Annotated in this window: 16 protein-coding genes; 6 read left to right on the top strand and 10 right to left on the bottom strand. The window is 62.5% G+C overall.

All coding sequences use genetic code 11. The features are described 5' to 3' along the window. Positions 1-9: 9 nt before the first annotated feature. On the bottom strand, positions 10-3,570 hold the full coding sequence (locus GJV37_RS04750) for a transporter substrate-binding domain-containing protein (RefSeq protein ID WP_246228244.1): 3,561 nt from the start codon (positions 3,568-3,570) through the stop codon (positions 10-12). A gap of 92 nt (positions 3,571-3,662) precedes the next feature. Continuing rightward, entirely contained in the window at positions 3,663-4,289 is a 627-nt protein-coding gene (locus GJV37_RS04745) for a response regulator transcription factor (protein ID WP_024765082.1), read from the bottom strand. An 829-nt stretch (positions 4,290-5,118) separates the two neighbouring features. Here GJV37_RS04745 and GJV37_RS04740 point away from each other — a divergent pair. Then, a complete protein-coding gene (locus GJV37_RS04740; RefSeq protein ID WP_170858361.1) occupies positions 5,119-5,535 on the top strand; it encodes a response regulator in 417 nt (138 codons plus the stop codon). Here the strand turns inward: GJV37_RS04740 and GJV37_RS04735 are convergent. After that, entirely contained in the window at positions 5,516-5,863 is a 348-nt protein-coding gene (locus GJV37_RS04735) for a YggL 50S ribosome-binding family protein (RefSeq protein WP_037010717.1), read from the bottom strand. The two genes, GJV37_RS04740 and GJV37_RS04735, sit on opposite strands and share 20 nt — an antisense overlap. A 254-nt stretch (positions 5,864-6,117) precedes the next feature. On the opposite strand from GJV37_RS04735, the gene dacB reads away from it, so the two are divergent. Continuing rightward, entirely contained in the window at positions 6,118-7,554 is a 1,437-nt protein-coding gene (gene dacB, locus GJV37_RS04730; RefSeq protein ID WP_084357399.1) for a D-alanyl-D-alanine carboxypeptidase/D-alanyl-D-alanine endopeptidase, read from the top strand. 39 nt (positions 7,555-7,593) lie between these two features. Here dacB and GJV37_RS04725 read toward each other — a convergent pair whose 3' ends face one another. Beyond that, positions 7,594-10,005, bottom strand: coding sequence for a sensor domain-containing diguanylate cyclase (locus GJV37_RS04725; RefSeq protein WP_193452182.1), 2,412 nt, complete (start codon positions 10,003-10,005; stop codon positions 7,594-7,596). A 101-nt stretch (positions 10,006-10,106) separates the two neighbouring features. Then, positions 10,107-12,290 (bottom strand): bifunctional 23S rRNA (guanine(2069)-N(7))-methyltransferase RlmK/23S rRNA (guanine(2445)-N(2))-methyltransferase RlmL, encoded by a 2,184-nt coding sequence (gene rlmKL / locus GJV37_RS04720; RefSeq protein ID WP_193452181.1) that lies wholly within the window; start codon positions 12,288-12,290, stop codon positions 10,107-10,109. A gap of 474 nt (positions 12,291-12,764) precedes the next feature. Between rlmKL and rmf the strand changes: the two genes are divergently transcribed. Further along, positions 12,765-12,983 carry a ribosome modulation factor gene (gene rmf, locus GJV37_RS04715; protein WP_081519407.1) on the top strand — a complete coding sequence of 73 codons (219 nt, stop codon included), beginning with the start codon at positions 12,765-12,767 and terminating at the stop codon, positions 12,981-12,983. 103 nt (positions 12,984-13,086) lie between these two features. Here the strand turns inward: rmf and GJV37_RS04710 are convergent, their stop codons facing one another. Together GJV37_RS04710 and GJV37_RS04705 are read right to left on the bottom strand one after the other, a co-directional pair. Next, positions 13,087-14,112, bottom strand: coding sequence for a quinone-dependent dihydroorotate dehydrogenase (locus GJV37_RS04710; protein ID WP_065084931.1), 1,026 nt, complete (start codon positions 14,110-14,112; stop codon positions 13,087-13,089). 53 nt (positions 14,113-14,165) lie between these two features. After that, a complete protein-coding gene (locus GJV37_RS04705) occupies positions 14,166-14,387 on the bottom strand; it encodes a DUF2835 domain-containing protein (protein WP_024765089.1) in 222 nt (73 codons plus the stop codon). 149 nt (positions 14,388-14,536) lie between these two features. Between GJV37_RS04705 and GJV37_RS04700 the strand changes: the two genes are divergently transcribed. Further along, the gene (locus GJV37_RS04700) at positions 14,537-15,418 is read left to right on the top strand and encodes a DUF6685 family protein (RefSeq protein ID WP_170858359.1); all 882 of its coding nucleotides are present in this window, start codon (positions 14,537-14,539) and stop codon (positions 15,416-15,418) included. Between the two features lie 9 nt (positions 15,419-15,427). On the opposite strand, the gene GJV37_RS04695 is transcribed toward GJV37_RS04700, so the two are convergent. Beyond that, positions 15,428-15,841 (bottom strand): helix-turn-helix domain-containing protein, encoded by a 414-nt coding sequence (locus GJV37_RS04695; protein ID WP_226045352.1) that lies wholly within the window; start codon positions 15,839-15,841, stop codon positions 15,428-15,430. A 121-nt stretch (positions 15,842-15,962) separates the two neighbouring features. Between GJV37_RS04695 and GJV37_RS04690 the strand changes: the two genes are divergently transcribed. Beyond that, positions 15,963-16,175 carry a MerR family transcriptional regulator gene (locus tag GJV37_RS04690; protein ID WP_024765092.1) on the top strand — a complete coding sequence of 71 codons (213 nt, stop codon included), beginning with the start codon at positions 15,963-15,965 and terminating at the stop codon, positions 16,173-16,175. Here the strand turns inward: GJV37_RS04690 and GJV37_RS04685 are convergent. Further along, on the bottom strand, positions 16,166-16,696 hold the full coding sequence (locus GJV37_RS04685; protein ID WP_024765093.1) for a hypothetical protein: 531 nt from the start codon (positions 16,694-16,696) through the stop codon (positions 16,166-16,168). The two genes, GJV37_RS04690 and GJV37_RS04685, sit on opposite strands and share 10 nt — an antisense overlap. Positions 16,697-16,895: 199 nt before the next feature. Between GJV37_RS04685 and GJV37_RS04680 the strand changes: the two genes are divergently transcribed. Then, positions 16,896-17,111 carry a hypothetical protein gene (locus tag GJV37_RS04680; RefSeq protein WP_037012057.1) on the top strand — a complete coding sequence of 72 codons (216 nt, stop codon included), beginning with the start codon at positions 16,896-16,898 and terminating at the stop codon, positions 17,109-17,111. 470 nt (positions 17,112-17,581) lie between these two features. Here GJV37_RS04680 and GJV37_RS04675 read toward each other — a convergent pair whose 3' ends face one another. Continuing rightward, entirely contained in the window at positions 17,582-22,444 is a 4,863-nt protein-coding gene (locus GJV37_RS04675) for an NAD-glutamate dehydrogenase (protein WP_024765094.1), read from the bottom strand. Positions 22,445-22,584 lie beyond the last annotated feature (140 nt).

Raw genomic sequence — 22,584 nt, 5'->3', positions numbered from 1 at the left:
TCGCGCCGACTAGGCGACGAGTGTCCGCAGTTGCGCCAGCAATTCGTCCTGCAAAAGCGCCATCGCCTGCTCCACCGCCAATGCCCGATTGAGCACCTCCTTGCTGCTCAGGCCATCCTTGCAGCCGCCTTCAAGCTGACCGCACAACTCCTGAAGCGCACCCGCGTTGACCAAGCGAGCGGCACCTTTCATGCGGTGGGCGAGGTCCGCCAGTTGCTTCCAGTCACCCGCTTCCCATAGAGGCCGAACCTGGTCAATATCGAGCCGGTTGCTGCTGTGCAACTCCTCCAGCAGGCGGCGAATCAGACCGGGGTCACCGCCGGTCATCTCCCGCAGGGACTTCAGGTCAACCCCATCGGCTCGCTTGCTCTGGGCGTCTCTTGGTCGGTCATCGGCAGCGGTGATCTTCGGTACTGTTTCCAGCCGTACCCGCAAATTGTCCAGACCAATGGGCTTGAACAGGCAATCGTCCATCCCGGCGCGTCGACAGTTCTCGACCTCGTCCGGTTGGGCATTGGCGGTGAAACCGAAGATCACGCAAGGCTCAGCCTCCATCTCCGCTTCCAGTTCGCGAATTCTGCGCGCCAGGCCATAGCCGTTGAGAACCGGCATGTTGCAGTCGGTAATGACCAAATCAAAATCGCCCGGATGCCATGCCTGAAGTGCCAGAGAACCATCGGACGCCACTTCGACCCGGTGCCCCAGGTGCTCCAGTTGCTGGGTCAGTAACATCCTGTTGGCAGCGTGGTCGTCGACCACCAGCACCTTGAGCGAATGCACAGACCTCGGCACATCCGGCGCCGGACGCACATCTCCTTCGGGCAGGCTCTCGAGTGTTTGCAGCAACAACCGCACGGTGACCGTCGTTCCTACGCCGGGGCGGCTCTCCATACGCACCGTGCCGCCCATCATTTCCGCTAACTTGCGGCAGATGGTCAGGCCCAACCCAGTGCCGCCACGACTTGCGTGGCTGCTGCGGGCAACCTGGCTGAAGGGCTCGAACAACTGCCGCTGATCCTCTTCGGAAATCCCAATACCGCTGTCTTTCACGCTGACTTCGAGGGACAGGCGCTCACCAGCGACCCTCTCTCCGGAGACGTGGATTCGCACATGGCCAATATCGGTGAACTTGATGGCATTGCTGACCAAGTTGGAAAGAATCTGCTTGAACCGCAGCGGATCGATGAGCACGTCACAGGCGGCGTCCGCCTCGATCTCCAGCCGCAGTTCCAGTGCCTTCTGTCGGGCCAGCCCGTCGAACACCCGGGCCACGGACTCCACCAGTTCGCGCAGGTGCGCGCGCTCCGGCAGGAGGGTCAGTCGTCCGGACTCGATCTTGGCCACGTCGAGAATGTCACCGATCAACGTCAGCAGCGAGTGCGCAGAGTCATAGGCTACTTCCACCGGTTCGCGCTCCCAGTGGCCTTGATCGGCGCGAGTCAACGCCAGCTCCAGCATCCCGATCACTGCGTTCATGGGAGTGCGGATCTCATGACTCATGGTCGCCAGGAAGGTACTCTTGGCACGGTTGGCTTCCTCGGCCTGCTCCTTGGCCGCCTCCAGTTGGTGATGCAGGCGCTCTCGCTCGGTCACATCGATCCAACCGGTCACCACGCCGGAGAGCTCCCCACCGGGCCCACGGTATGGCGTCGCCCAGTAATGGATTTCACGAACATTGCCGCAAATCTGCAGCATCAGATCGGAGGCCACTTTGCCATTCTGCTCCATAGCCTGCTGATGAATCAGCTGGAGCGTGGCTGCGTCGCGCGCATCCAGCCACGAGCAATCGGCAACTCGGGTGCCGCCAACCGTGTCGTGGGACATGCCGGTCTCGGTCAGGAATCCGATATTGCAGGTGACAAGACGTCCTTCGCGGTCCCGTACGGCCACCGGCTGGGGAATACCATCGATCAGGGCACGCTTGAATGCGAGTCGGTAATTGAGCTCGCGCTCGGAGTCCTGTCGGTGCCGGACCTTCAACCACAAGCGCCAGTTCCACAGCAATAGCAGGAACAGCAACAGTGTTGCGGCCCACGCGAACTGGATGAATTGCGTGCGATAACCTTGCCAGATGCTGTCCGGCTTTTCCATGCTGGCGGACCAGCGGGTAACGATGTTGCTCATGTCCTCGGGGGAAATGGCGAGGATCGCCTTGTTCAGAATACCGAGAAGCTCCGGGTCCGTCTGGGATACGGCCAGGGAGAACTGGCCCGGCTCCCGGTCGAGGGCAAGTGCCACACGCAGCTCCGGATAATAGCGAGAGATCAGGTAATTGGCGGAAGACAGCAGATGAATTCCTGCATCGACCTTGCCTTCGCTGATCATCGACAGATCATCGACGTTGTTTTCGACCTCAACCAGTTTGGCCTGAGGATGATGCATACGCAGAAAGTCGGCGATGACAGAGCCCTTTGGAACCGCTACTCGACGCCCATCCAGATCACCCAGCGAATGTAGCCAGTCACTCTTTCCGGACACCACGACCACGAAGGAGGCGGCCATGTAAGGGCGAGTGAAGCCAAGCCATTCCTCCCTCTGAGCCGTCGGCGTCAACGCTGAAATGATGTCTGCTTTGCCCGTTTTCACCTGCTCCAGCATTGCCGTGACGCTGGGCTGAGGACGTACCTCGAAGTCGAGGCCAGTGCGGCTCTGGACGAGGTCCAGTACGTCCGCGGCAATGCCGCGGAACTGCCCCTGAGCATCGAAAAATGAGACGGGAGCCAGAGCCTGATCCACGACGACCACCGGGCGCGGATGAAGATCAAGCCAGCGCTGTTCCCGGGGAGTGAGGATGAGTCGCTGATTGACGATCGAGAATGCCCCGCCAGGACTCCAGCGTCGCTGGATTGCGCTCTTGGTCTGGCGTGGAATGGCAGCCAGGGTATGGTTGAGAATATCCAGCAGCTCATGCCCGGAGGAGATGACGGCGAAGCTGAACCCCAGGCCATCGAAGCCGGCGAAATTCAGCGGCTTGAGGTTCGCCAGGTACCCCTGGCTGATCAGATACTGAGCACTGAAGGCATCCCCGACGTAGAAGTCCGCCTGACCGAAGGCAACGGCCTCCAGGGCCCGACGCACCGACTGGTAGCTCTGGATGATGGTTCCGGAAAGGTATTTGTCGCGCTCATCCATGGAGAAATAGTCGCTGACCACGGCAATGCGCTTTCCCACCAGTTGCGCGGCACTCTCCAGGCGTACGCCCTCCGGGCCGATAACCACAGGCTGATTGGAAAAATAGGGTTGAGTCAGGGTGACGTCGGGCCGCATTGCCTCGTAACGGGTCGAACGACTGAGCATGTCGATATCGCCCTGTTCCAGCGCGTTCAGGGCAGTGTCGCGATCCGCATAGCGGCGCACCTCTATGCGGACATTGAGCGTATCGGCAATCACACCGGCGAAGTCAGCCGTGATGCCTTCGAGATCCGTACCACTGGCCATGATGTCGAAGGGTGCATAATCCGGCGCAGTTACGCCGAGACGCAGCGTGCGCTTGTCCCTAAGCCATTGCCAGTCTGAATCGTTCAATTTCACCTTGACCGGCTCGTCCGTCGAACGAGCAAGCAGGTTCATTGCGGTCCAATCGTGCTGCTCCGCGACTCCCCATCCACAACAGAGGAATAACAACACACTGACGAGCAAGCGGAAGCGGTACATCGAACACCTCAGACCAGCGCGTTCCGCTTGGCAAACTCGATCAGATCGACCAAGGAATGGGCGTTGAGCTTCAGCAGCAGTCGGGTCTTGTAGGTGCTGACCGTCTTGTTGCTGATGAACATCTGTTCGGAGATTTCCTTGTTCGAATACCCGTTGGCCAGGTACTGGAGGACGGCCATCTCACGGTCGGAAAGACGCTGAATGAGTTCCTGGTCATCCATCTGCCCGCTGTTGCGGCGGGTCTGGCGAACGGCAGTACTGGGGAAGTAGTTGTAACCGGCAACCACGGCGTTGACCGCACTGATCAGCTCCGCCAGGCCACCCTGCTTGCAGACGAAGCCCGAAGCTCCGGCCTGCATGCAGCGCATGGCGAACAACGAGGCGCTCTGCCCGGTCAGCACCAGGACCTTGAGCGGAAGCTCGAAAGCGGAGATCCGGCTGATGACCTCCAGGCCATCGAGCCGAGGAATACCGATATCCAGAACGACGAGGTCGGGGATCAGATCCTTGACAAGCGAAAGCGCATCCACGCCGTTGTCAGTCTCCCCGACGATAACGTGGCCTTCCTTTTCCAGCAGCACGCGCATTGCCATACGAATGACCGGATGGTCATCGACAATAAGAACTTTGCTCATCAAGCTTCCTCCCACAGACCCATCGAAATTAATATTTGTCCGTAAGATATATGCCAAGCTTGTTCTGTCGAGATTACCCACCCTCATTATTTGTCATTAGAGGGTTTTCCTACGTAACATCTAAATAATTCCTACAAGAATCTCTCTCAGCTCCACCACTCGCCTCCCTTCCGCAAGAATATTCCGACTCCAAACAGGAGAAAATCTGACTTCGAGCCCTGATAAACCTCGGCACTATCTCCGCATACTTCATCTAGCTGGCTCCAGGTATGCATTTCCTCTTGTTTACAGGCAACAATGGATACGCCTCTCCACCATGTCGACCTGTAGGATGCCAAAAATCAATCAAAGACCTCTGCCTAGGCCATTCCGGACACGAAGAGACGTTCGATTCTGCGGCCTGTGCGGCAGCAGATGCCAGACTTAAACTCTATCCATCGTGGGGTTATTCACGGAAAAGCCTGATGATAATCGCTTTCGCCAGACAAGCTGGTGAACACTGAATAAAAACTCACATTTCCCAGGAGAGTTGAAGTCCAACTGGCACAGTGCAATAGATAACATTCAGGGACCATTGAAGATCAGCCAGACCAGATAACAATCACGCTTCGCTCAACACAGAAGCCAAAACAGCCCCAGAGAAATCGAACTAAGCTTTCATCCGCAATAGTGCCCAGAACAAATATAAAGAAGATATTTAAAACCTGAGCACGCATATGAAGGCGCACACTAAAACCTCCAAAATAAAATTATTAGACACCTGTGCTTGCCTGTGAAAAAGCATCAGCGAAGTTCATCAGCTGCATCCGGAGTTTTCAAGGAGCTCGTCATGCAGGAAAACAAACTCAGCATCCTGGTCGTCGAAGATCATCCCTTCCAGTTGATCGCCACCCAGATGCAGTTGAATCGTTTGGGCTTCTTCAGGCTGACCCCTGCACTGGACGCCACGGAAGCGCGCGAAGCGTGCGCACGTCGCAGCGCACCATTCGACTTGCTGCTCTGCGACATCAATCTGCCGGACGTCAATGGAATCGAGTTGGCCTGCGAGCTTGCCGGCGCAGGCATGTTTCTCCACGCAGTCCTGTTCAGTGGGCGCGAAGAAGATGAGTTACAGGCCGAGCTAAAAATGCTCAGAGCACGCGGACTGCCCATCCTGGCCTGCCTGCCGAAACCTCTCGACCCATGGAAACTGATGCAGGTCCTGAGAGCGGAGGAGAGCCTCAAGCTCAGCGAGCGGGCGGATTGACCGGCTGGTCCGGGTACCAGGCATCAATCAGTGGGCTGACGGTGAACTCCGCCAACTCGGGCTGCTGCCTCAACCAGCCCTCGACCAACTCGCGCTGCTCGTTGCTCACCGAGCCACGCCGGGCCAGGCAGATGAAGCCGTACTCATCGCACCCACTGTAGACAAGGTCATTGGGCTCGACAGCATCAGCGGCGAAGCGCTTCATGAAATCGCCGATGGAGTCTTCGTCCTTCCCCTCGCGGTATTTGAAGCTCAACTCGAAACCGAGCTCCTGGAACTCATCGACACACAACTTCTTGCGTAAACGACGGGAACGATGGGTGGCCATCTGAATCTCTCCTCATGAGGGCTTCGCCACTCGACGAACAAGTGTGCCCGAGCCAAATACACAACTTGCGCCAGCACAATCACGCGGTATCTCGTCGAGACGACCGGCGCTCGAAGGCCTGCGCATACGGGGACGGCTTGCGGCATAATGTGCCGCGTCTCCCAGTCCAACAGGGAGTACTTCAACTGTAGTGTTGCGCTTCATCTTTTCATTTTTTCAAGTCAATGCCCGACCACTGGGATGTCATCTTTTCTATGTTCAAGTCTCTGCGCGTCCTCGCTCTCGCTACATTACTGCCCTTTGCCTTACCGGCCGTTGCCCAGATCAACACCACCCTGCCCGAGCGCGTACAGAAGGCGCTGAGAGCCAGCAAGCTCACCGATGACGCTCTCTCGCTGGTGATGATTCCGCTCGAAGGCCCCGGTAACGCTACTTATTTCAACTCCGACGTCTCGGTGAACCCGGCGTCGACCATGAAGCTGTTCACCACCTATGCCGCACTGGAGATGCTCGGCCCGACCTATCAGTGGCAGACCGAGTTCTACACCGACGGCCAGCTCAAGGACGGCGTCCTGAACGGCAACCTGTATCTGAAGGGCGGCGGCGACCCGAAGCTGAACCTGGAGAAACTCTGGTTGATGATGCGCGACCTGCGCGCCAACGGCGTGCTCAAGGTCACCGGCGACCTGGTGCTGGACCGCAGCTACTTCAATATTCCGCAGTTGCCGGTATTCAATGACGACGGCGGCGACGACAACAAGCCGTTCCTGGTCGGCCCCGACTCGCTGATGGTCAACCTGAAGAGCGTGCGTCTGGTAATCCGCACCGAGGGCAGCAAAGCCACCGTCCTGATGGACCCGCCGCTGGCGAACGTGCGCATCGACAACCAGATCCAGGTGAGCAAGGCCGCTGCCTGCCCGGCCTGGCCGAAGCTGCGTTTCAATCCGGTGACCCAGTTCGACGGCACCTCGCTGGTCGCCACCGGGCAGATTCCGCAAGGCTGCAGCGCGCAGACCTACATGTCCCTGCTCGAACACCCGGCCTACACCGCGGGTGCCGTGCGCGGTATCTGGCAGGAACTGGGCGGCAGCATCCTCGGCAAGGACCGCGAGGGCAACGTGCCGAAGAACGCCACCCTGGTGGCCCGTGCCATGTCGCCGGACGTCGTGGAAATCATCCGCGACATCAACAAGTTCAGTAATAACACCATGGCCCGCCAGCTGTTCCTCTCGGTCGGCCGCCAGTACCGCAACGGCGCCGACGCGGACGACGCCCAAGCCGCACAGCGAGTGATCCGCCAATGGCTGGCGCGCAAGGGCATTACCGCGAGCCACCTGGTGATGGAGAACGGTTCCGGCCTGTCCCGCGACGAGCGGGTCAGCGCTCGCGAAATGGCTGCCATGCTGCAGGCCGCGTGGCACAGTCCCTACGCTGCCGAGTACATCTCTTCGCTGCCGATCGTGGCGAAGGACGGCACCATGCGCAAACGCCTGCGCGGCACGCCCATGGCCGGCGAAGCCCATGTGAAGACCGGCACCCTGAACACCGTGCGCGCACTTGCCGGCTTCAGCCGCGATGCCAACGGCCGCACCTGGGTGGTGGTGGCAATCCTCAACAGCAACCGTCCCTGGGGCGCCTCGTCGATCCTCGACCAGGTGCTGCTGGATCTCTACAGCAGCACCAAGCACTGATCCAACGCGAACCCCGGCCGACAGGCCGGGGTTTTCGCATCAGGCTTCGACCTTCTCCAGACGATCCCGCCCCAGGCGCTTGGCGCGATAGACCGCACGGTCCACCTTGCGCATCAGATCATCGGCACTTTCCCCAGGGCACCAGGAGGCAACGCCGAAACTCGCGGTGACCACACCCACTCCTTCCATCGGCTGACCACGCAGTGCCTGCCACAACGCCTCGGCCAACTGCCAGGCCTGCTCCGTGGTACTGCCTGGGCAGAGCACCACCAGCTCCTCGCCTCCCAGGCGACAGAACACATCCACCTTGCGCAGGCGCTGGGAAATGCGTTGGCACAAGGTCACCAGCACGATATCCCCTGCCTCGTGGCCAAAGCGGTCGTTGATATTCTTGAAGTGGTCGATGTCGAACATCACCAGCGACAGCGGCTCGCCGCTGCGCGAGCAGCGCGCCATGGCCTGGTCCAGTTGCTCCTTGAAATAACGGCGGTTGTGGATGCCGGTGAGCGCATCGGTGACTGAAAGGCGCCGCAGCTCCAGCTCCGCTTCCTTGCGTCGGGTGATGTCGGTGGCGATGCCCAGGTAACCGGTGGTACTGCCAGATGAGTCGCGCACCCCGGTGATGATCAGATTGATCTTCAGTTGCCGGCCATCTCGACGCACGCAGGTCCATTCGTGCTCCTCGTGCCCCTCGCCGACCAGGGCACCTACCACTTCGAAGCCGCGAATCTCACGGCCGAGGATGCTCGACAGATCCTGCGCGCGACGGCGGATTTCGTCCTTGACGAAAACGTTCTCCGGCACCGGCCTCCCGATCACCTCCTGGGCGCTGTAGCCGAACATGCGTTCGGCCCCCACATTGAAGCTGCGCACGAAACCGCGCAGGTCGGTCGACACGATGGCAACCTGGGTCGCCGCATCGAGCAGGCCGTGCAGACGGCTATTCACCTCGCCCAGTTCCAGCTCAGCGGCCTTGCGCGAACTGATGTCGGTCTGGGTGCCGATCATGCGTCGCGGCGCGCCGTCGTTGTCGCGCTCCACCACCTGCCCGCGATCGAGCACCCAGAGCCAGCGCCCACTCTTGCAGCGCAACCGATGTTCGCTCTGGTAGAGCGAAGTCTCGCCGCGAAGATGCCGGCGCAACGCTTCGCAGCGTGCGACCTTGTCGTCTGGATGGACGCGACTCAGGCTTTCGTCGGTCGTGGTGCCCACCTCGCTGTCGCGGTAGCCAAGCATCGCTTTCCAGGCGTGGGAGTAGAAGACGCTGCCGCTATCCAGGCTCCAGTCCCATACGCCATGACCGGCACTGTCCATGGCGAAATGCAGGCGCGCCTGGTTCTCCTGCAGCTCCAGCTGGTTGGCGCGCAGTTCGGCCGTGCGTTCTCCCACCAGTTGCAGCGCCCGCTGCCGCTGGCCCAGCAGGATCAGGACATAACCGGCGAGCAACAGGGAGGTCAGCCCACCCGCGAAGATCACCCACAGCTGAGGATGCCCCTGGTTGCGGCGCAGAAAGTCGCTGGATGGCTCGACGCGCACCAGATAGTCGCGGCCAGCGAATGGCAGGTGGCGCTCGGCCACTAGTCCTGCCGTCTGGTCGGGGGAGACCGGGCTTCGATACAGGGGGACATCCGGGCGCAGGTCGCCGGCATCGCGCAAAGTCAGGGCCAGTTGCTCTTCGTGACCCTCCGCGCCTTGCTCGATGAGCAGCCGGTAACTGATGGCCGCCAGCAGGATGCCCTGGATCCCGACGCGGGTTTCCGCCGTCGGGCTGGGCGTCACGCTGGTCCGGTAGAAGGGCGCCGCCAGCAGTACCCCGGTGGAATCGGCCGGCGGTGCGCCGGGCAGGATCACCGGGATAGAGGCCGCAACAGCGCGCGTCCTCACTACGCGCCGGGTCAGCTCGCGCCCTGGCAACGTCGAGTTGAGATCCAGCCCCAGCGGCATTTCCTCCAGATACTCGGAGGCGCCATAAAGGACGGGGAAGTAGTTGTCCCGGACCTGCGCGGGAATCGGCTGCCCCTGCAGGTTGAGCTCGAACAGCATGTAGTCGAGCATCCCGGCAGCATGAGCGCGGGCTTCGAAAGCCTCCCGGTCGTGCTGCGCCACATGGGGCAGCCAGGCATAGCCCAGGGTGTCGCCCAGCAGGGGACTGACGAAATGCTCGAACTCCTCTCTGGAGACCGACCTGGAATTCTCGAAGAAGCGCTGGATCGACTCCAGTTCACTCTGCTGTATCGTGAACCGCTCGCGGACCCGGTCGATCCGCTCATTGGCGGCCAGGGAGAACTGCTGCTCGAGGGCTACACGGGCGTTGCGCCAGACATTCCAGCCCAACAGGGCGGTCAGCAGCAGACCTGCCGCCAGCACCAGGCCGGCGGCGCGCAGAGCCTTCTGCTGGCTGACGACTCCCTGAGCAACGGGCAACTGCTCGTAGGCCGGCAACTGAGTCATGTGGAATCCCGATCTCAGGGTTACTCAGTTTTTATAGCAGCCGATGGCCATTTGCCCAGCGCCCGCGCGACGCACGGCCCCTGCCGCGCGCCGCTGGAAGTTCAACGGACGGTGATGCGCCAGGCGCGGTGGATCTTGCTGTTGCGGGCAAAATCCTGGTCCAGCGTCTGGGCGCTGATATCCTCGATCTGGTAGCGCGCCGACAGCCCTTCGTCCAACTCGAATTTGCGGAAGTTGTTGGAGAAGTAGAGCACCCCGCCCTTGGCCAGCCGCGCCATGGCCAGGTCGATCAGTTCGACATGGTCACGCTGCACGTCGAACACCCCTTCCATGCGCTTGGAGTTGGAGAAGGTCGGCGGGTCTATGAAGACCAGGTCGTACTCGCCGCGGTCTTCGCGCAGCCATTCCATCACGTCGCTCTGCACCAGGCGCTGCTTGTCGGAGAAGCCGTTGAGCGACAGGTTGCGCCGCGCCCAGTCCAGGTAGGTCTTGGACAGATCAACGCTGGTGGTGCTGCGCGCATCGCCCTTGGCCGCATGCACGGTCGCCGTGGCGGTGTAGCAGAACAGGTTGAGGAAGCGCTTGCCGGCAGCCTCGCGTTGGATGCGCAGACGGATCGGGCGGTGGTCGAGGAACAGACCAGTGTCGAGGTAGTCGGTCAGGTTGACCAGCAGCTTCACGCCGCCCTCTTCCACTTCCATGAAACGGCCTTCGGCATTCTGCCGCTCGTACTGCTTCTTGCCGGCCTGGCGTTCGCGACGCTTGATCACGATACGCTCGGTGGGAATGCCCAAGGCCTGCGGCAGCGCCGCCAGTGCATCGAGCAGGCGGGTCTGGGCCTTCTCCGGATCGATGGACTTGGGCGCGGCGTACTCCTGAACGTGCGCCCAGTCGCGGTAGAGGTCCACCGCCAAGGCATACTCGGGCATGTCGGCGTCATACACCCGGTAGCACTCGATCTTTTCCTTGCGCGCCCACTTGCCCAGCGCCTTGAGGTTCTTCTGCAGGCGATTGGCGAACATCTGTCCACCCTCGCTCAGGCGAGCCTGCTCGATCACTGCGGCGCCTTGAACCGGTGACGCTTCGCTGCGCTCGCCTCGCTCGCCGGTCACGAACTGGCGCGGCTCCACGTCGAGCATGATCAGCTTGCACGGCAGCGCACCGTTGAAGAACGCGTACTGCTTGTGGCTGCGGATACCCATGCGCTTGCCCAGCTCCGGCGCGCCGGTGAACACCCCGGCGCTCCAGCCCAGGCAGCTCTGGCGAAGCCGTTCGCCCAGGTGCTGGTAGAGGTACAGCAGGCTGGCTTCATCCCCCAGGCGCTCGCCGTAGGGTGGGTTGCAGATGATCAGGCCCTTCTGGCCCTTGTCCGGGCGCGGCTCGAACGTCGCCAGCTCGCCCTGATAGATCTTTACCCATTCGGCCAGACCCGAGCGCTCGATATTATTGCGCGCCGGCTGGATCAGGCGGGGATCGGCTTCATAGCCACGAATCCACAGCGGGGTCTTCGCCAGACCGACTTCGGCGCGTTGCTGGGCCTCGTCGATCAGCTTCTTCCAGATTGCCGGCACATGGCCCAGCCAGTTGCTGAAACCCCAGCGCTCGCGCTTGAGGTTCGGCGCCACATCAGCGGCAATCAGGCCGGCCTCGATGAGGAAGGTACCGACGCCGCACATCGGGTCGGACAGTGCGCCACCTTCAGCGGCGATCTTCGGCCAACCGGCGCGGATCAGCACCGCTGCGGCGAGGTTTTCCTTCAGCGGCGCGGCGCCTTGCTGCAGGCGATAGCCGCGCTGGTGCAGGCTGTGGCCGGAGAGGTCCAGCGACAGTACCGCCTGGCCACGATCCAAATGCAGGTGCACGCGGATATCCGGATTGACCTTGTCCACCGTCGGACGCTTGCCGAACTCGGCGCGCAGGTTATCGACGATGGCGTCCTTGACCTTCAGCGCACCGAAGTGGGTGTTGTCGATGCCCGAGCCCTTGCCGCTGAACTCCACCGCCAGGCTGCCGTCGGCCTCCAGGTGGTCGCTCCAGGGCACGGCGTTGACGCCCAGGTAGAGGTCTTCGGCATTGCTCACCGGGAAGCGCGACAGCACCAGCAGCACACGGTTGGCCAGGCGCGACCAGAGACACAGACGGTAGGCCGTCTCCAGGTCGCCCTTGCCGCGAATGGCCGAAACCTGGGCACGCGCCTCGGTCAGCCCGAGCGCCTGGGCTTCCTCCAGCAACAGGCCATCGAGCCCTTTCGGGCAGGTGAGGAAGAGATCGTGCAAATCCGCCATGCAAATAGTTCCCGGGCCGCAGCCCTTTCAGCAAAGCCGCTTACGGCCTTGTCGGCCACCTTTTTATTCGACCAAGGCGACCCGTGTATTCATTTTCAGGGATGGACCGGCGAACCGACCTGCGGCCTCGCGTCGCAGAAAGTCATCCCACTCGTCGGAACGAGAGATGGTCTCAATTAGACACACATTCCTCTTGATCCTCGGCAAGCTCCCGCCCCTGGCGGGTTATGCCGTACTGGCATTTTGCAAACCGGGCGAACCTTATGGCTTGAACCCATAAGAGTTACGTCCTTATGACAAATTGGTCATTCACAGCCCCGGAACCTTTCGATAGAACTCGGGGTAATCCTTCACCGCAATGGTGTCGGGCGGGGCGCGTCACGCCGGCAATGCGCCCCATTTGGCGGAACATTCCGCCCGGCCTCCCTGGGGGGCCAACGGGACATAACAGTCAACAAGTGAGGGCAACACCCTATGAGAAGACTTAAGCGTGATCCGTTGGAAAGAGCCTTTTTGCGCGGTTATCAGCACGGCATTACTGGAAAATCTCGCGACCTCTGTCCGTTTACCCATCCCACCACCCGGCAATCCTGGCTCAACGGCTGGCGTGAGGGCCGCGGTGACAACTGGGATGGATTGACCGGCGCCGCCGGTATTCAACGAGTGAACCAATTGCAGCACGCAACAGGCTGAATCCAGGGTCACCCACGACTTCCCCAAGCCGCCCCATCCGGGCGGAAAAGGGCGCAAGCCCAAGGGCTCCGAAAGGAGCCCTACTTATTTCTGCTCCCCGTCCTTACGCCCGCTTGGCCGCTGCAATAGCGTCCACTGCCTCGCGAATCAGCGCCGGGCCCTTGTAGATGAAGCCGGAATAGATCTGCACCAGGCTCGCCCCCGCAGCGATCTTCTCCGCTGCATGCGCGCCTTCGGTAATACCGCCGGCCGCGATGATCGGCAGGCGACCACCCAGTTCGCCGGCCAGTACCCTGACGATGTGCGTACTCTTCTCGCGCACCGGAGCGCCCGACAAGCCGCCCGCCTCGTTGCCGAACGGCAGGTGCTCGACGCCTTCGCGGCCAAGGGTGGTGTTGGTGGCGATCACCGCATCCATGCCCGATTCGATCAGCGCAGCCGCGACCATCGCGGTTTCCTCGTCGCTCATGTCCGGGGCGATCTTGATCGCCAGGGGCACACGACGGCCATGTTGCACGGCCAGGTCTTCCTGGCGCTGGCGCAGTGCTTCGAGCAGCTGTTTGAGCGAATCGCCGAACTGCAGGCTGCGCAGGCCGGGGGTGTTCGGCGAGCTGACGTTGACCGTGACATAGCTTGCGTGGGGGTAGACCTTGTCCAGGCAGATCAGGTAGTCATCCACCGCGCGCTCGACCGGGGTATCGAAGTTCTTGCCAATGTTGATGCCTAGCACGCCCTTGTACTTCGCCGCCTTGACCCGCTCGATCAGGTGATCGACGCCGTGGTTGTTGAAGCCCATGCGGTTGATGATCGCGGTGGCTTGCGGCAAGCGGAAGATGCGCGGCTTGGGGTTGCCCGGTTGCGGACGCGGGGTAACGGTGCCGATCTCGACGAAACCGAAGCCCAACTGGGCGAAGCCATCAATGGCATCGCCGTTCTTGTCCAGGCCTGCCGCCAGTCCCACGGGATTGGCGAACTCCAGGCCCATCACCTTCACCGGCAGGCTCCTGGGCGCCTGCGTCAGCAGGCCATTGAGGCCCAGGCGGCCGCCGGCACCGATCAGGTCGATGGACAATTCATGGGAGGTTTCCGGGGAGAGCTTGAACAGGAGCTCGCGGGCCAGGCTGTACATGGTCGGGCATCGGTCGGCAAAATGGGGCGCTATTATAGCCAGCCTGCCCTCGCTCAGGCGAGGCGACGCAGCGCCAGCAGCCGCCCGGAATCATCGAATTCCAGCTCGAAGCTGCCGTGCACTCCGGAGTGAGTGACGAATGGACGCAGGTGATGCGCAGGCAGGTTGACCTGCCGGCCATCGCGGCTACGTACCTGTACCCGGTTGGCATGCCCGCGATAGAGCGCCTGCAGCCGATCCGCCGACAGAGAAATATCCAGCACAACGCAAGCCATGGAGGCCTCCCGGAAGTGAAGGAAAGAATTTTGCCACAACGCATGCGCCCAACGGCGCCAGGGTTTTCTATGCTTAGGGCAATACGCCGCGCATCCGGCCCGGCGCTTCCTGCACTGACCAGTCGGCCATCGGGAGTCTTGCGTCGTCCATGAGTCAACCACCTCGCCCCCGCAGCGTGACCAGTCGGCTGGCTGCCCTTGCCCAACGCCTGGGCATCGGCAGCGCCGATGGACGGAACATCGTCGAACGCAGCCGGAGCCTGTCCCTGCCCTTCGAACCGCTACCCGACTGGCCCGCCGGCCTCGGCTGGCAGTCCGGGCCGCCACTGTACCGGCTGATTGACCTGCCGCGCGGAGCGCTCTCCGGCCCCGTGCAGGAGGACAAGGCGCGCATCCACGCCGTACTCAAGCGCCTGGTAAGCAGCCGCCACGAGGAACATCCCGCAGTCGACATGCGCAGCATCGACGGCTTGTGCTGCCGCGGCCTCATCGACAGCTCGCTTGCAGGGCTCGAGGAGCTTTCCAACTGCGAGCAGTGTCGCAAGGTGCGCATCATCAGTTACAACGATTTCACCAAGGTCCTGGGCGTGGCCCTGCCCGGCTTCGAACGCAAGACGCAACTGCAGTTACGCAGCGCCGGCTGGCACGGTGAGCGCTTGTTCTGGGACGACGATAATCACCCCTGCGAACTGGCCAACGCGGTGGTCTATGCCCGCCGCCGCGGGCTGGAGATCGTCCTGCCCGCGCGAATCCAGCGCTTCGCGTTGCAGGCTTCTGTCCTGGATGAACTGCAGCGCGACTTCCACATGCTGGCCATGCCGTCCAGAGCCTGGAGCGACGCCGCTTTCATGGAGTTGCTGCTGGAAACCGGCATGCCCTATGCGCGCTTCGGCCTGTTCAACTCGGAAACTCCGGAGAGCCTCCTGTTGCCCAGGGACAATCCAGCGTCGGATGCCTTCGGCCAAGGACTGCAAGAGGCCGGAGCACAGGATGTGATCACTTACCTGCGCGATGTCGGCAGCAAAAACTGACCCGCGGCGTCACACCTCAGGCGCATCCTCGTGGAGCTGACGCTCTTCCTCGTCCAGGCTTTCCAGCATCGTATGATGCCTGGCCTGCCACTCCTCGAGACTGAGTCCCGCCGTCGCCAACAGCTGCGGATTGCGCTTCACCAGGTAGACCGCTGCCCGCTGAGCGGAATCTTCCACCTTCCAGCTCACCTCGGCCGGATCGATCGGCCCTTCATAGGTGATCCAGCGGCTGAAATCCGGATACACACTGCAGACCTTCTGGAAATCCAGGTCCCGCATGCGCTGGTTGCCGTACTCGATATTCTCCACATCCTTGGCCTTCATGCCGACCGTCTCGGCGAAGGCGCGGCGCGACAACCCCGTCAGCGAGCGCAGCGCCCGTAGTCTCTCTCCTGCGGTGAACAGGAAACGTTTCTTTATCATGTGTCGTCCATCTCCGAGACTGCGAAGGCCCCGAAAAACACCCCAACTACTAGGATAAATTGGCTATCCAGACCGAGGCGCAAGCCCGTGGATCAAGGGGCATGATGGTGCGGGACACGAGATGAGGCAGGGAAGAGGATTCACCCCGGACTTGCTCGCGGGTGGCTATTACGTGACGCCGCAGCGCTTTGCACAGCTGATCGGCCTGGGTGATCGCCAAGCCATTGTGCAACGCTGGATCGAGCAGGGAGACCTTCCCTCGCGCTGCATCGGTGGCCAGACCCTGGTGGACCTGGCCGCCCTGCTCCTGATGACCCAGGCCGATCAGTCCTGATCCGCTTCCTGGGCGGCCTGCAACGCTGGCTTGGCAGGAATGCCGATTTCCACGCAAAGTGCCATGAAGCGCTCAAGGTCGTTTCGATACACCAGCACGCATTGCAGTTCGGTATCCAGCGGCTCGCTGAAATCCACCAGCACGTACCCGCCCTTTTCCGGATACAGCGCGCCGAGCTGGGTCTGGATGCGATTCAGCGCGGTGAGCGGATCCGCCTTGCGCAGTTGCTTGGCCTGCAGCACGAAATTGACGCTGGGGTCGAAGGAGGCGCGGATCTCGCCGAACAGCTCCTCGTAGCTGTCGCCCATGAACAGCACGATTTCCGGCAGGCTGCCGACCACGACCCATTCGCCCAGGGGAATGGGGAAGCTGTCGTCGTAGTTGATGTCTGCATTGGCCGCGAGGAAGGCGGCCGGATCGGCATAGGCCTGCGAGGCCTCGTCGGCGATCTGCTGGATCTCTTCCTCCGCCAGGCAGCCGGAGCTGATCAGCGTGAGGAGTTCGACGAGTTGCGCTTTCATGAGGGAGTCCTGAAGAGAGATGAACAGCCGGAAAGCATATCTGCATTCGCCGTAAAACACCGCAGGCAGGGAACTTTCCGTCAGACAAAAGCGTCCGAAGTTGCCAGAAACGATACCCACTATCGAACGGGATGATTTCTGCTCACCTCGAGCGGTTGATAGCCTGACAACCATCCCGAACCAGCCTGCGTGTGAATCCATGAACCGTGCCCTCGCCCTACTCTCCCTGACCCTGCCCCTGTGGCTGGTGGGGTGCGCCAGTCAGCCCGCTCCGCAGCAGGAGCCCTACAGCAACGAACAGGTGAAGTCCTTCGCGCTGAAGATGCTGGGAACCAGCAACATGTCCGATGAGCTGTACGCCAAGTACCGCCGGGCTCTGACCGAGCCCCGCGAGGATGGGCGGAGCGGGAGCTGATTTCGCGTTCGTCGTGTTCCTGACTACCGCTGGACGCCCCCGACGGGCCAGTGCTGTCGTTCTGCCTCTCCGCGATGCTCTTGCTTCTGATGGGGGTTTTGCGCCCCTTTGAAAGGCGCGCAGCGTCCGTGTCATGTCCCCTGCCTGGCCAAGCGACGTAAGCTAGGCAGGTTTCTCGCCCCTCCATCCCGTTTTGCGCTTCGCGAGCAATACCCGGGCCCTTCTGCCTCCTGCAAGGGACACTTCGGCCCGCCCGGACATTTGCCTGGAAATCCTTCAGAGCCAAAGCCCTAAGAACTGTTCGCGAGCAGGCTCACACCTACAGCCCAGTCAAACTGCGGAACGCTCTTCGCAGAAGCGCTTGCCTGCGAATACGCCCCGTTCCCGCGCAGGCAGACTTGCAGATCCAGGCAAAAAAAGCCCCGCACTTGGCGGGGCTGGAGCATCAAAACGTCAATCAGGCTCGCGCATCACACAGGGCACACACCCTGCTGGTTGCTCTGCGCCAGGTCGAGCAGCTCGCGGTTAGCCACGGCGTACATGGCGTAGTCCGTGCTGGTGGAAGCACGCAGCTCGACGAGCATGGCGCGCCAGCGGGCGACCATCGGGGCGTGCTGTTCCAGCCAGAGTGCCACGCGCGCATCGATTTCCGCCGGACCGTCCTGCATCTGCAGCACGGAGACGGTGATTGCCCGCTGCTGCCAGTCCAGGTCGTCGCGGAAGGCCTCGCGGGCCAGCGCCTGCCAGTTGTTCTCCACCGGCAGGGAGCTGAGCTGCTGCAGGTACCAGGTCAGTTCCAGCTCGCTGCCCAGGGCGAAGTAGGCGCGCGCCACGTCGGCCGGGTCGCGGCCGGTGACGTCGGCCGCTTCGACGATCGGCAGCAGGGTATAGAGGTGGCTGGTGCCGGCGACCATGCGTGCCAGCAGCTCCGGCACACCGGCGTCGACATAGGCCTGGTAACGCGCCTGCCACAGCTCGCGGGTCGGGCCTTCGAGCAGTTCGTTGAGCTTCAGGCCAAGGGCGGCGATGCGCGGACCGAAATGCGCCACGTCACGGGCGGCATCCTGCTCGTTGCGGCGGCTGCGCAGGAACCAGCGCGTTGCGCGGCGGCCCAGGCGCATCAGTTCGTCCATCAGGGTCAGTTGCACTTCCGCCGGCACCTGGTAGTCCAGCGCCTCGATCTGGCGGAACCAGTGCGGCAGGTGGAAGACATCGCGCACGATCACGTAGGCACCTGCCACATTCGCCGGCGTCATGCCGGTGGACTCCTTCAGGCGCTGCACGAAGGTGATGCCCATGTGGTTGATCAGGTCGTTGGCGATCTGCGTGCTGACGATCTCGCGCTTCAGGCGGTGCCTGCGCATGGCCGGGCCGAAGGTGTCGACCAGGGTCTGCGGGAAGGCCGTTTCCATGTCGCGGGTCAGGTAGTCATCGTCCGGCACCAGCGAGCCCAGCAGCTGCTCCTTCAGATCGATCTTGCTGTAGGAAATCAGCACGGACAGTTCCGCCCGAGTCAGGCCCTGCCCGGCGGCGATGCGTTCGGCGAGCCCCTCGTCGGTAGGCAGGAATTCCAGCGCGCGGTCCAGCTTGCCGCGGCCTTCCAGGTCGCTCATCAGGCGCTTGTACTCGGCGATGCGCTCGCGGGCACGGCGCTCGGCCAGGGACAACGCCTGGGTCTGCTTGTAGTTGTTGCCCAGCACCAGGTCGGACACCTGGTCGGTCATTTCCGCCAGCAGCTTGTTGCGCTGCTTGCTGGTCATGTCCCCGGCGGTCACCACCTCGTTGAGCAGGATCTTGATGTTCACCTCGTGGTCGGAGCAATCCACACCACCGGCGTTGTCGATGAAGTCGGTGTTGCACGCGCCGCCATTGAGGCCGAATTCGACCCGCGCCAGTTGCGTCATGCCGAGGTTGCCGCCCTCGCCCACCACTTTCACCCGCAGGTCGCAGCCGTCCACGCGCAGGCCATCGTTGGCCTTGTCGCCGACGTCGGCATGGGTTTCATCGCTGGATTTCACGTAGGTGCCGATGCCGCCGTTCCACAGCAGGTCCACCGGCGCCTTGAGCAGCGCGTGGATCAGCTCGGTCGGGGTCAGGCGCTCGGCGTCGATGTCGAAGCGCGCGCGCACTTCCGGGGTCAGGGTGATGCTCTTGGCGCTGCGCAGGAAGATGCCGCCGCCGGCGGAGATCAGCGAGGCGTCGTAGTCGGCCCAGCTGGAGCGCGGCAGGTTGAACAGCCGCTGGCGCTCGGCGAAGCTCGCCGCCGGGTCCGGATTGGGGTCGAGGAAGATGTGCATATGGTTGAAGGCCGCGACCATCTGCAGCTTGTCGGACATCAGCAAACCGTTGCCGAACACGTCGCCAGCCATGTCGCCGATGCCGATGACCGTGACGCTGTCCTTCTGCACGTCGATGCCGCGCTCGCGGAAGTGGCGCTGTACCGAGACCCAGCCGCCGCGGGCGGTGATGCCCATGCCCTTGTGGTCGTAGCCGGCGGAGCCACCGGAAGCGAAGGCGTCGCCGAGCCAGAAGTTGTAGTCGGCGGAAATGCCGTTGGCGATGTCGGAGAAGGTCGCGGTGCCCTTGTCCGCCGCCACCACCAGATAGGGGTCGTCCGGGTCGTGGCGGACCACGTTGGCCGGCGGCACGACGTTGCCTTCCTTGAGGTTGTCGGTGATGTCCAGCAGGCCGGAGATGAAGATGCGGTAGCAGGCGATGGCCTCGGCCTGGATCTCATCGCGCGAACCACCCAGCGGCAGGCGGCGCGGGATGAAGCCGCCCTTGGCGCCGGTGGGCACGATCACCGCGTTCTTCACCTGCTGCGCCTTCACCAGGCCCAGCACTTCGGTGCGGTAGTCCTCCTCGCGGTCGGACCAGCGCAGGCCACCACGGGCCACGTCGCCGAAGCGCAGGTGCACGCCTTCCACCCGCGGGCAGTAGACGAAGATTTCGAACTTGGGCGTGGGCCGCGGGATTTCCGGGATGGCCTTGGGGTTGAACTTGAAGCTGAAGTAGCTCTTGTTCTGCCCGGCGGCGTCGGGCTGATAGAAGTTGGTACGCAGGGTCGCCTTGATCAGGTCGAGGTAGCGCCGCAGGATGCGGTCCTCGTTGAGCACCTGGACGTTGTCCAGGGCCGCGAGAATCGCCTGTTCCAGCTTCTGCTGCTTGTCTTCAAGGTCCTCGGCGGTGAGCTTGCGGGCCAGGTAGAAACGGGTCTTGAACAGGCGCACCAGTTCGCGGGCGATGTCCACGTGGGCGTTCAGCGCGCTGGCGATGTAGCCCAGGTCGAAGCCCAGGCGAATCTGCTTGAGATAGCGCGCGTAGGCGCGCAGCAGGGCCACGTCGCGCCACGGCAGGCCGGCGGTCAGCACCAGGCGGTTGAAGGCGTCGTTCTCCGCATCGCCGTTGACGATGTGGACGAAGGCGTCCTGCAGGGTCTCGTTGAGTTCCTGGATGTTGACGTCCAGGCCCTCGGCGTAGGTGAAGGCGAAGTCGTGGATCCAGTACTCGCGGCCATTGGTGTGGCGCAGGCGGTAGGGGAACTCGCCGAGTACGCGCAGGCCGAGGTTCTCCAGGATCGGCAGGACGTCCGACAGGGCCAGCGGCGTGTCGGCGTGGTAGAGCTTGCAGTGCAGCTGCTGCTCACCCTGGGCCAGCGGCTGGTAGAAGCTCATCACCAGCGGGCGGCTGTCGCCCAGGCTGGACAGGTGCTGCAGGTCCACCACGGCGAAGTGCGGGGCGAAGCGCTCGCGATAGCCGGCCGGGAAGCCTTTGGGGAAGTCTTCCAGCAGGTTGTTGCCCTGCCCTTCGCCGAAGTTCTCCAGCACCAGTGCGGCGTAATCGTCCTGCCAGGAACGGCAGGCCTGGATGGCTTCCTGCTCCAACTGGGCAGCATCGACGTCGATGCGGTTCTTCGGGTCGACGCGCAGGATGAACTGCACGCGGGCCAGGGTGGATTCGGAGAAGAAGGTCCAGAACTCGCAGTCGCTGGCCTTCAGGCGCTCCATCAGCACCTGCTGGATCTTCATCCGCGTTTCGGTGGAGTAGATGTCGCGCGGCACGTAGGCCAGGCAGTAGGCGAAGCGACCGTAGGGGTCCTTGCGCAGGAACAGGCGGATCTTGTTGCGTTCCTGGATCTGCACGATGGACATGGCGGTGGCATACAGCTCGTCCACCGGGGTCTGGAACAGGTCGTCGCGCGGCAGCACTTCGAGAATCTGCGCCAGCTCCTTGCCCAGGTGCGCCTTGCTGTCGAAGCCGGAGTTCTTCAGGACGGCGGCGACCTTGCCGCGGATGAACGGGATGTCGAACACGCTCTCGGCGTAGACCGCCGAGGTGTACAGGCCGAGGAAGCGGAACTCGCGGACGACCTTGCCCTTGGCGTCGATCTCGCGGATCGATACGTAGTCCGGATAGGCCGGGCGGTGCACGCGGCTGGGCTGGGAGGCCTTGGCGAAGGACAGCAGCACCGGCTCGCGCAGGTAGGCCACCGCATAGTCCTCGATGTGCAGGTCTTCCTTGTTAAGGCCGGCGCGCAACAGCTTGGTCAGGCCGAGGAAAGCCTTGTCGTCGTACACCAGGTGGCCGCCATCGGCCTCCTCCTGCACGGTGAATTCTTCATAGCCGAGGAAGGTGAAGTGGTTGTCCAGCAGCCATTCGAGGAAGGCACGCACTTCGGCGGTCTCTTCCGCGCGGGCCTTGACCTTGGACTTGCCCAGCCAGGCCAGCAGCTCCTCGGCCTTGCTGCGCATGGCCGGGAAGTCGGCGACCGCCAGGCGGACTTCGCCGAGCACTTCCAGCAGGGCCTTCTCCAGGGTGCGCAGTTCGCCGGTCTGGGAGACGCGGTCGATCTCCAGGTACATCAGCGATTCCTGGTGCACGTCCTTGCCGGTGCTGTTCTTGGGCAGGATCTCCAGCAACTCGCCCTTGGCATTGCGGCGCACGCTGAGCACGTTGGTCTGCAGGGTGTGGATGCTGTAGCCGCGGCGGTTCAGCTCCATGCGCACCGAGTCGACCAGGAACGGCTGGTCCGGGTGCAGCACCTGCACGGCGGTGTGGGTCGACTGCCAGCCGTGCTTTTCATAGTCGGGGTTGTACACCGCGACGATCGGCTGGGCGGGGTTGAAGCGTTCCAACAGGCGCCAGGAAGACAAGGTGCAGCCGACCAGATCGGACAGCCTGCGCTGGGTCAATTCGTCGAGGGAGATGAAGCCGAAGAACTGCTCGGCGAACAGGGCCACTTGTGGCAGACCCTTGTCGTCGACGTGCTGCGCCAGGGCCGCTTTCAGTTGTTGCTGGAAGTCGGCTTTGCTGGCTGCGGTGAAGAACGCCATGTTGTTACTCCGCTGGGCTCGAATTATTGGATTGAGCGTAGAACGCATATCGTCTTGTGTCGGGCCACAGGTATAGCCGGGCAGTGTGACCCTCGACTGACAGCCCCGACCGGGCGGTCACCGATCCCACCGAGCTTATC

The organism is Pseudomonas nitroreducens (genome assembly GCF_010994165.1).
Classification (GTDB): Bacteria; Pseudomonadota; Gammaproteobacteria; order Pseudomonadales; family Pseudomonadaceae; genus Pseudomonas; species Pseudomonas nitroreducens.
The sequence above is the reverse complement of the archived record's forward strand: the minus strand, read 5'-3'. Positions and strand labels throughout refer to the sequence as shown.

Excerpts from the sequence above, each read along its gene's own strand:
- GJV37_RS04725 (WP_193452182.1), bottom strand. The coding sequence starts at position 10,005 with ATGACTCAGTTGCCGGCCTACGAGCAGTTGCCCGTTGCTCAGGGAGTC.
- GJV37_RS04745 (WP_024765082.1), bottom strand. The coding sequence starts at position 4,289 with ATGAGCAAAGTTCTTATTGTCGATGACCATCCGGTCATTCGTATGGCA.
- GJV37_RS04690 (WP_024765092.1), top strand. The coding sequence starts at position 15,963 with ATGAGGCAGGGAAGAGGATTCACCCCGGACTTGCTCGCGGGTGGCTAT.
- GJV37_RS04685 (WP_024765093.1), bottom strand. The coding sequence starts at position 16,696 with ATGAAAGCGCAACTCGTCGAACTCCTCACGCTGATCAGCTCCGGCTGC.
- GJV37_RS04705 (WP_024765089.1), bottom strand. The coding sequence starts at position 14,387 with ATGGCTTGCGTTGTGCTGGATATTTCTCTGTCGGCGGATCGGCTGCAG.
- GJV37_RS04735 (WP_037010717.1), bottom strand. The coding sequence starts at position 5,863 with ATGGCCACCCATCGTTCCCGTCGTTTACGCAAGAAGTTGTGTGTCGAT.
- GJV37_RS04695 (WP_226045352.1), bottom strand. The coding sequence starts at position 15,841 with ATGATAAAGAAACGTTTCCTGTTCACCGCAGGAGAGAGACTACGGGCG.
- GJV37_RS04710 (WP_065084931.1), bottom strand. The coding sequence starts at position 14,112 with ATGTACAGCCTGGCCCGCGAGCTCCTGTTCAAGCTCTCCCCGGAAACC.
- GJV37_RS04740 (WP_170858361.1), top strand. The coding sequence starts at position 5,119 with ATGCAGGAAAACAAACTCAGCATCCTGGTCGTCGAAGATCATCCCTTC.
- GJV37_RS04675 (WP_024765094.1), bottom strand. The coding sequence starts at position 22,444 with ATGGCGTTCTTCACCGCAGCCAGCAAAGCCGACTTCCAGCAACAACTG.
- rlmKL (WP_193452181.1), bottom strand. The coding sequence starts at position 12,290 with ATGGCGGATTTGCACGATCTCTTCCTCACCTGCCCGAAAGGGCTCGAT.
- GJV37_RS04680 (WP_037012057.1), top strand. The coding sequence starts at position 16,896 with ATGAACCGTGCCCTCGCCCTACTCTCCCTGACCCTGCCCCTGTGGCTG.
- dacB (WP_084357399.1), top strand. The coding sequence starts at position 6,118 with ATGTTCAAGTCTCTGCGCGTCCTCGCTCTCGCTACATTACTGCCCTTT.
- rmf (WP_081519407.1), top strand. The coding sequence starts at position 12,765 with ATGAGAAGACTTAAGCGTGATCCGTTGGAAAGAGCCTTTTTGCGCGGT.
- GJV37_RS04750 (WP_246228244.1), bottom strand. The coding sequence starts at position 3,570 with ATGAACCTGCTTGCTCGTTCGACGGACGAGCCGGTCAAGGTGAAATTG.
- GJV37_RS04700 (WP_170858359.1), top strand. The coding sequence starts at position 14,537 with ATGAGTCAACCACCTCGCCCCCGCAGCGTGACCAGTCGGCTGGCTGCC.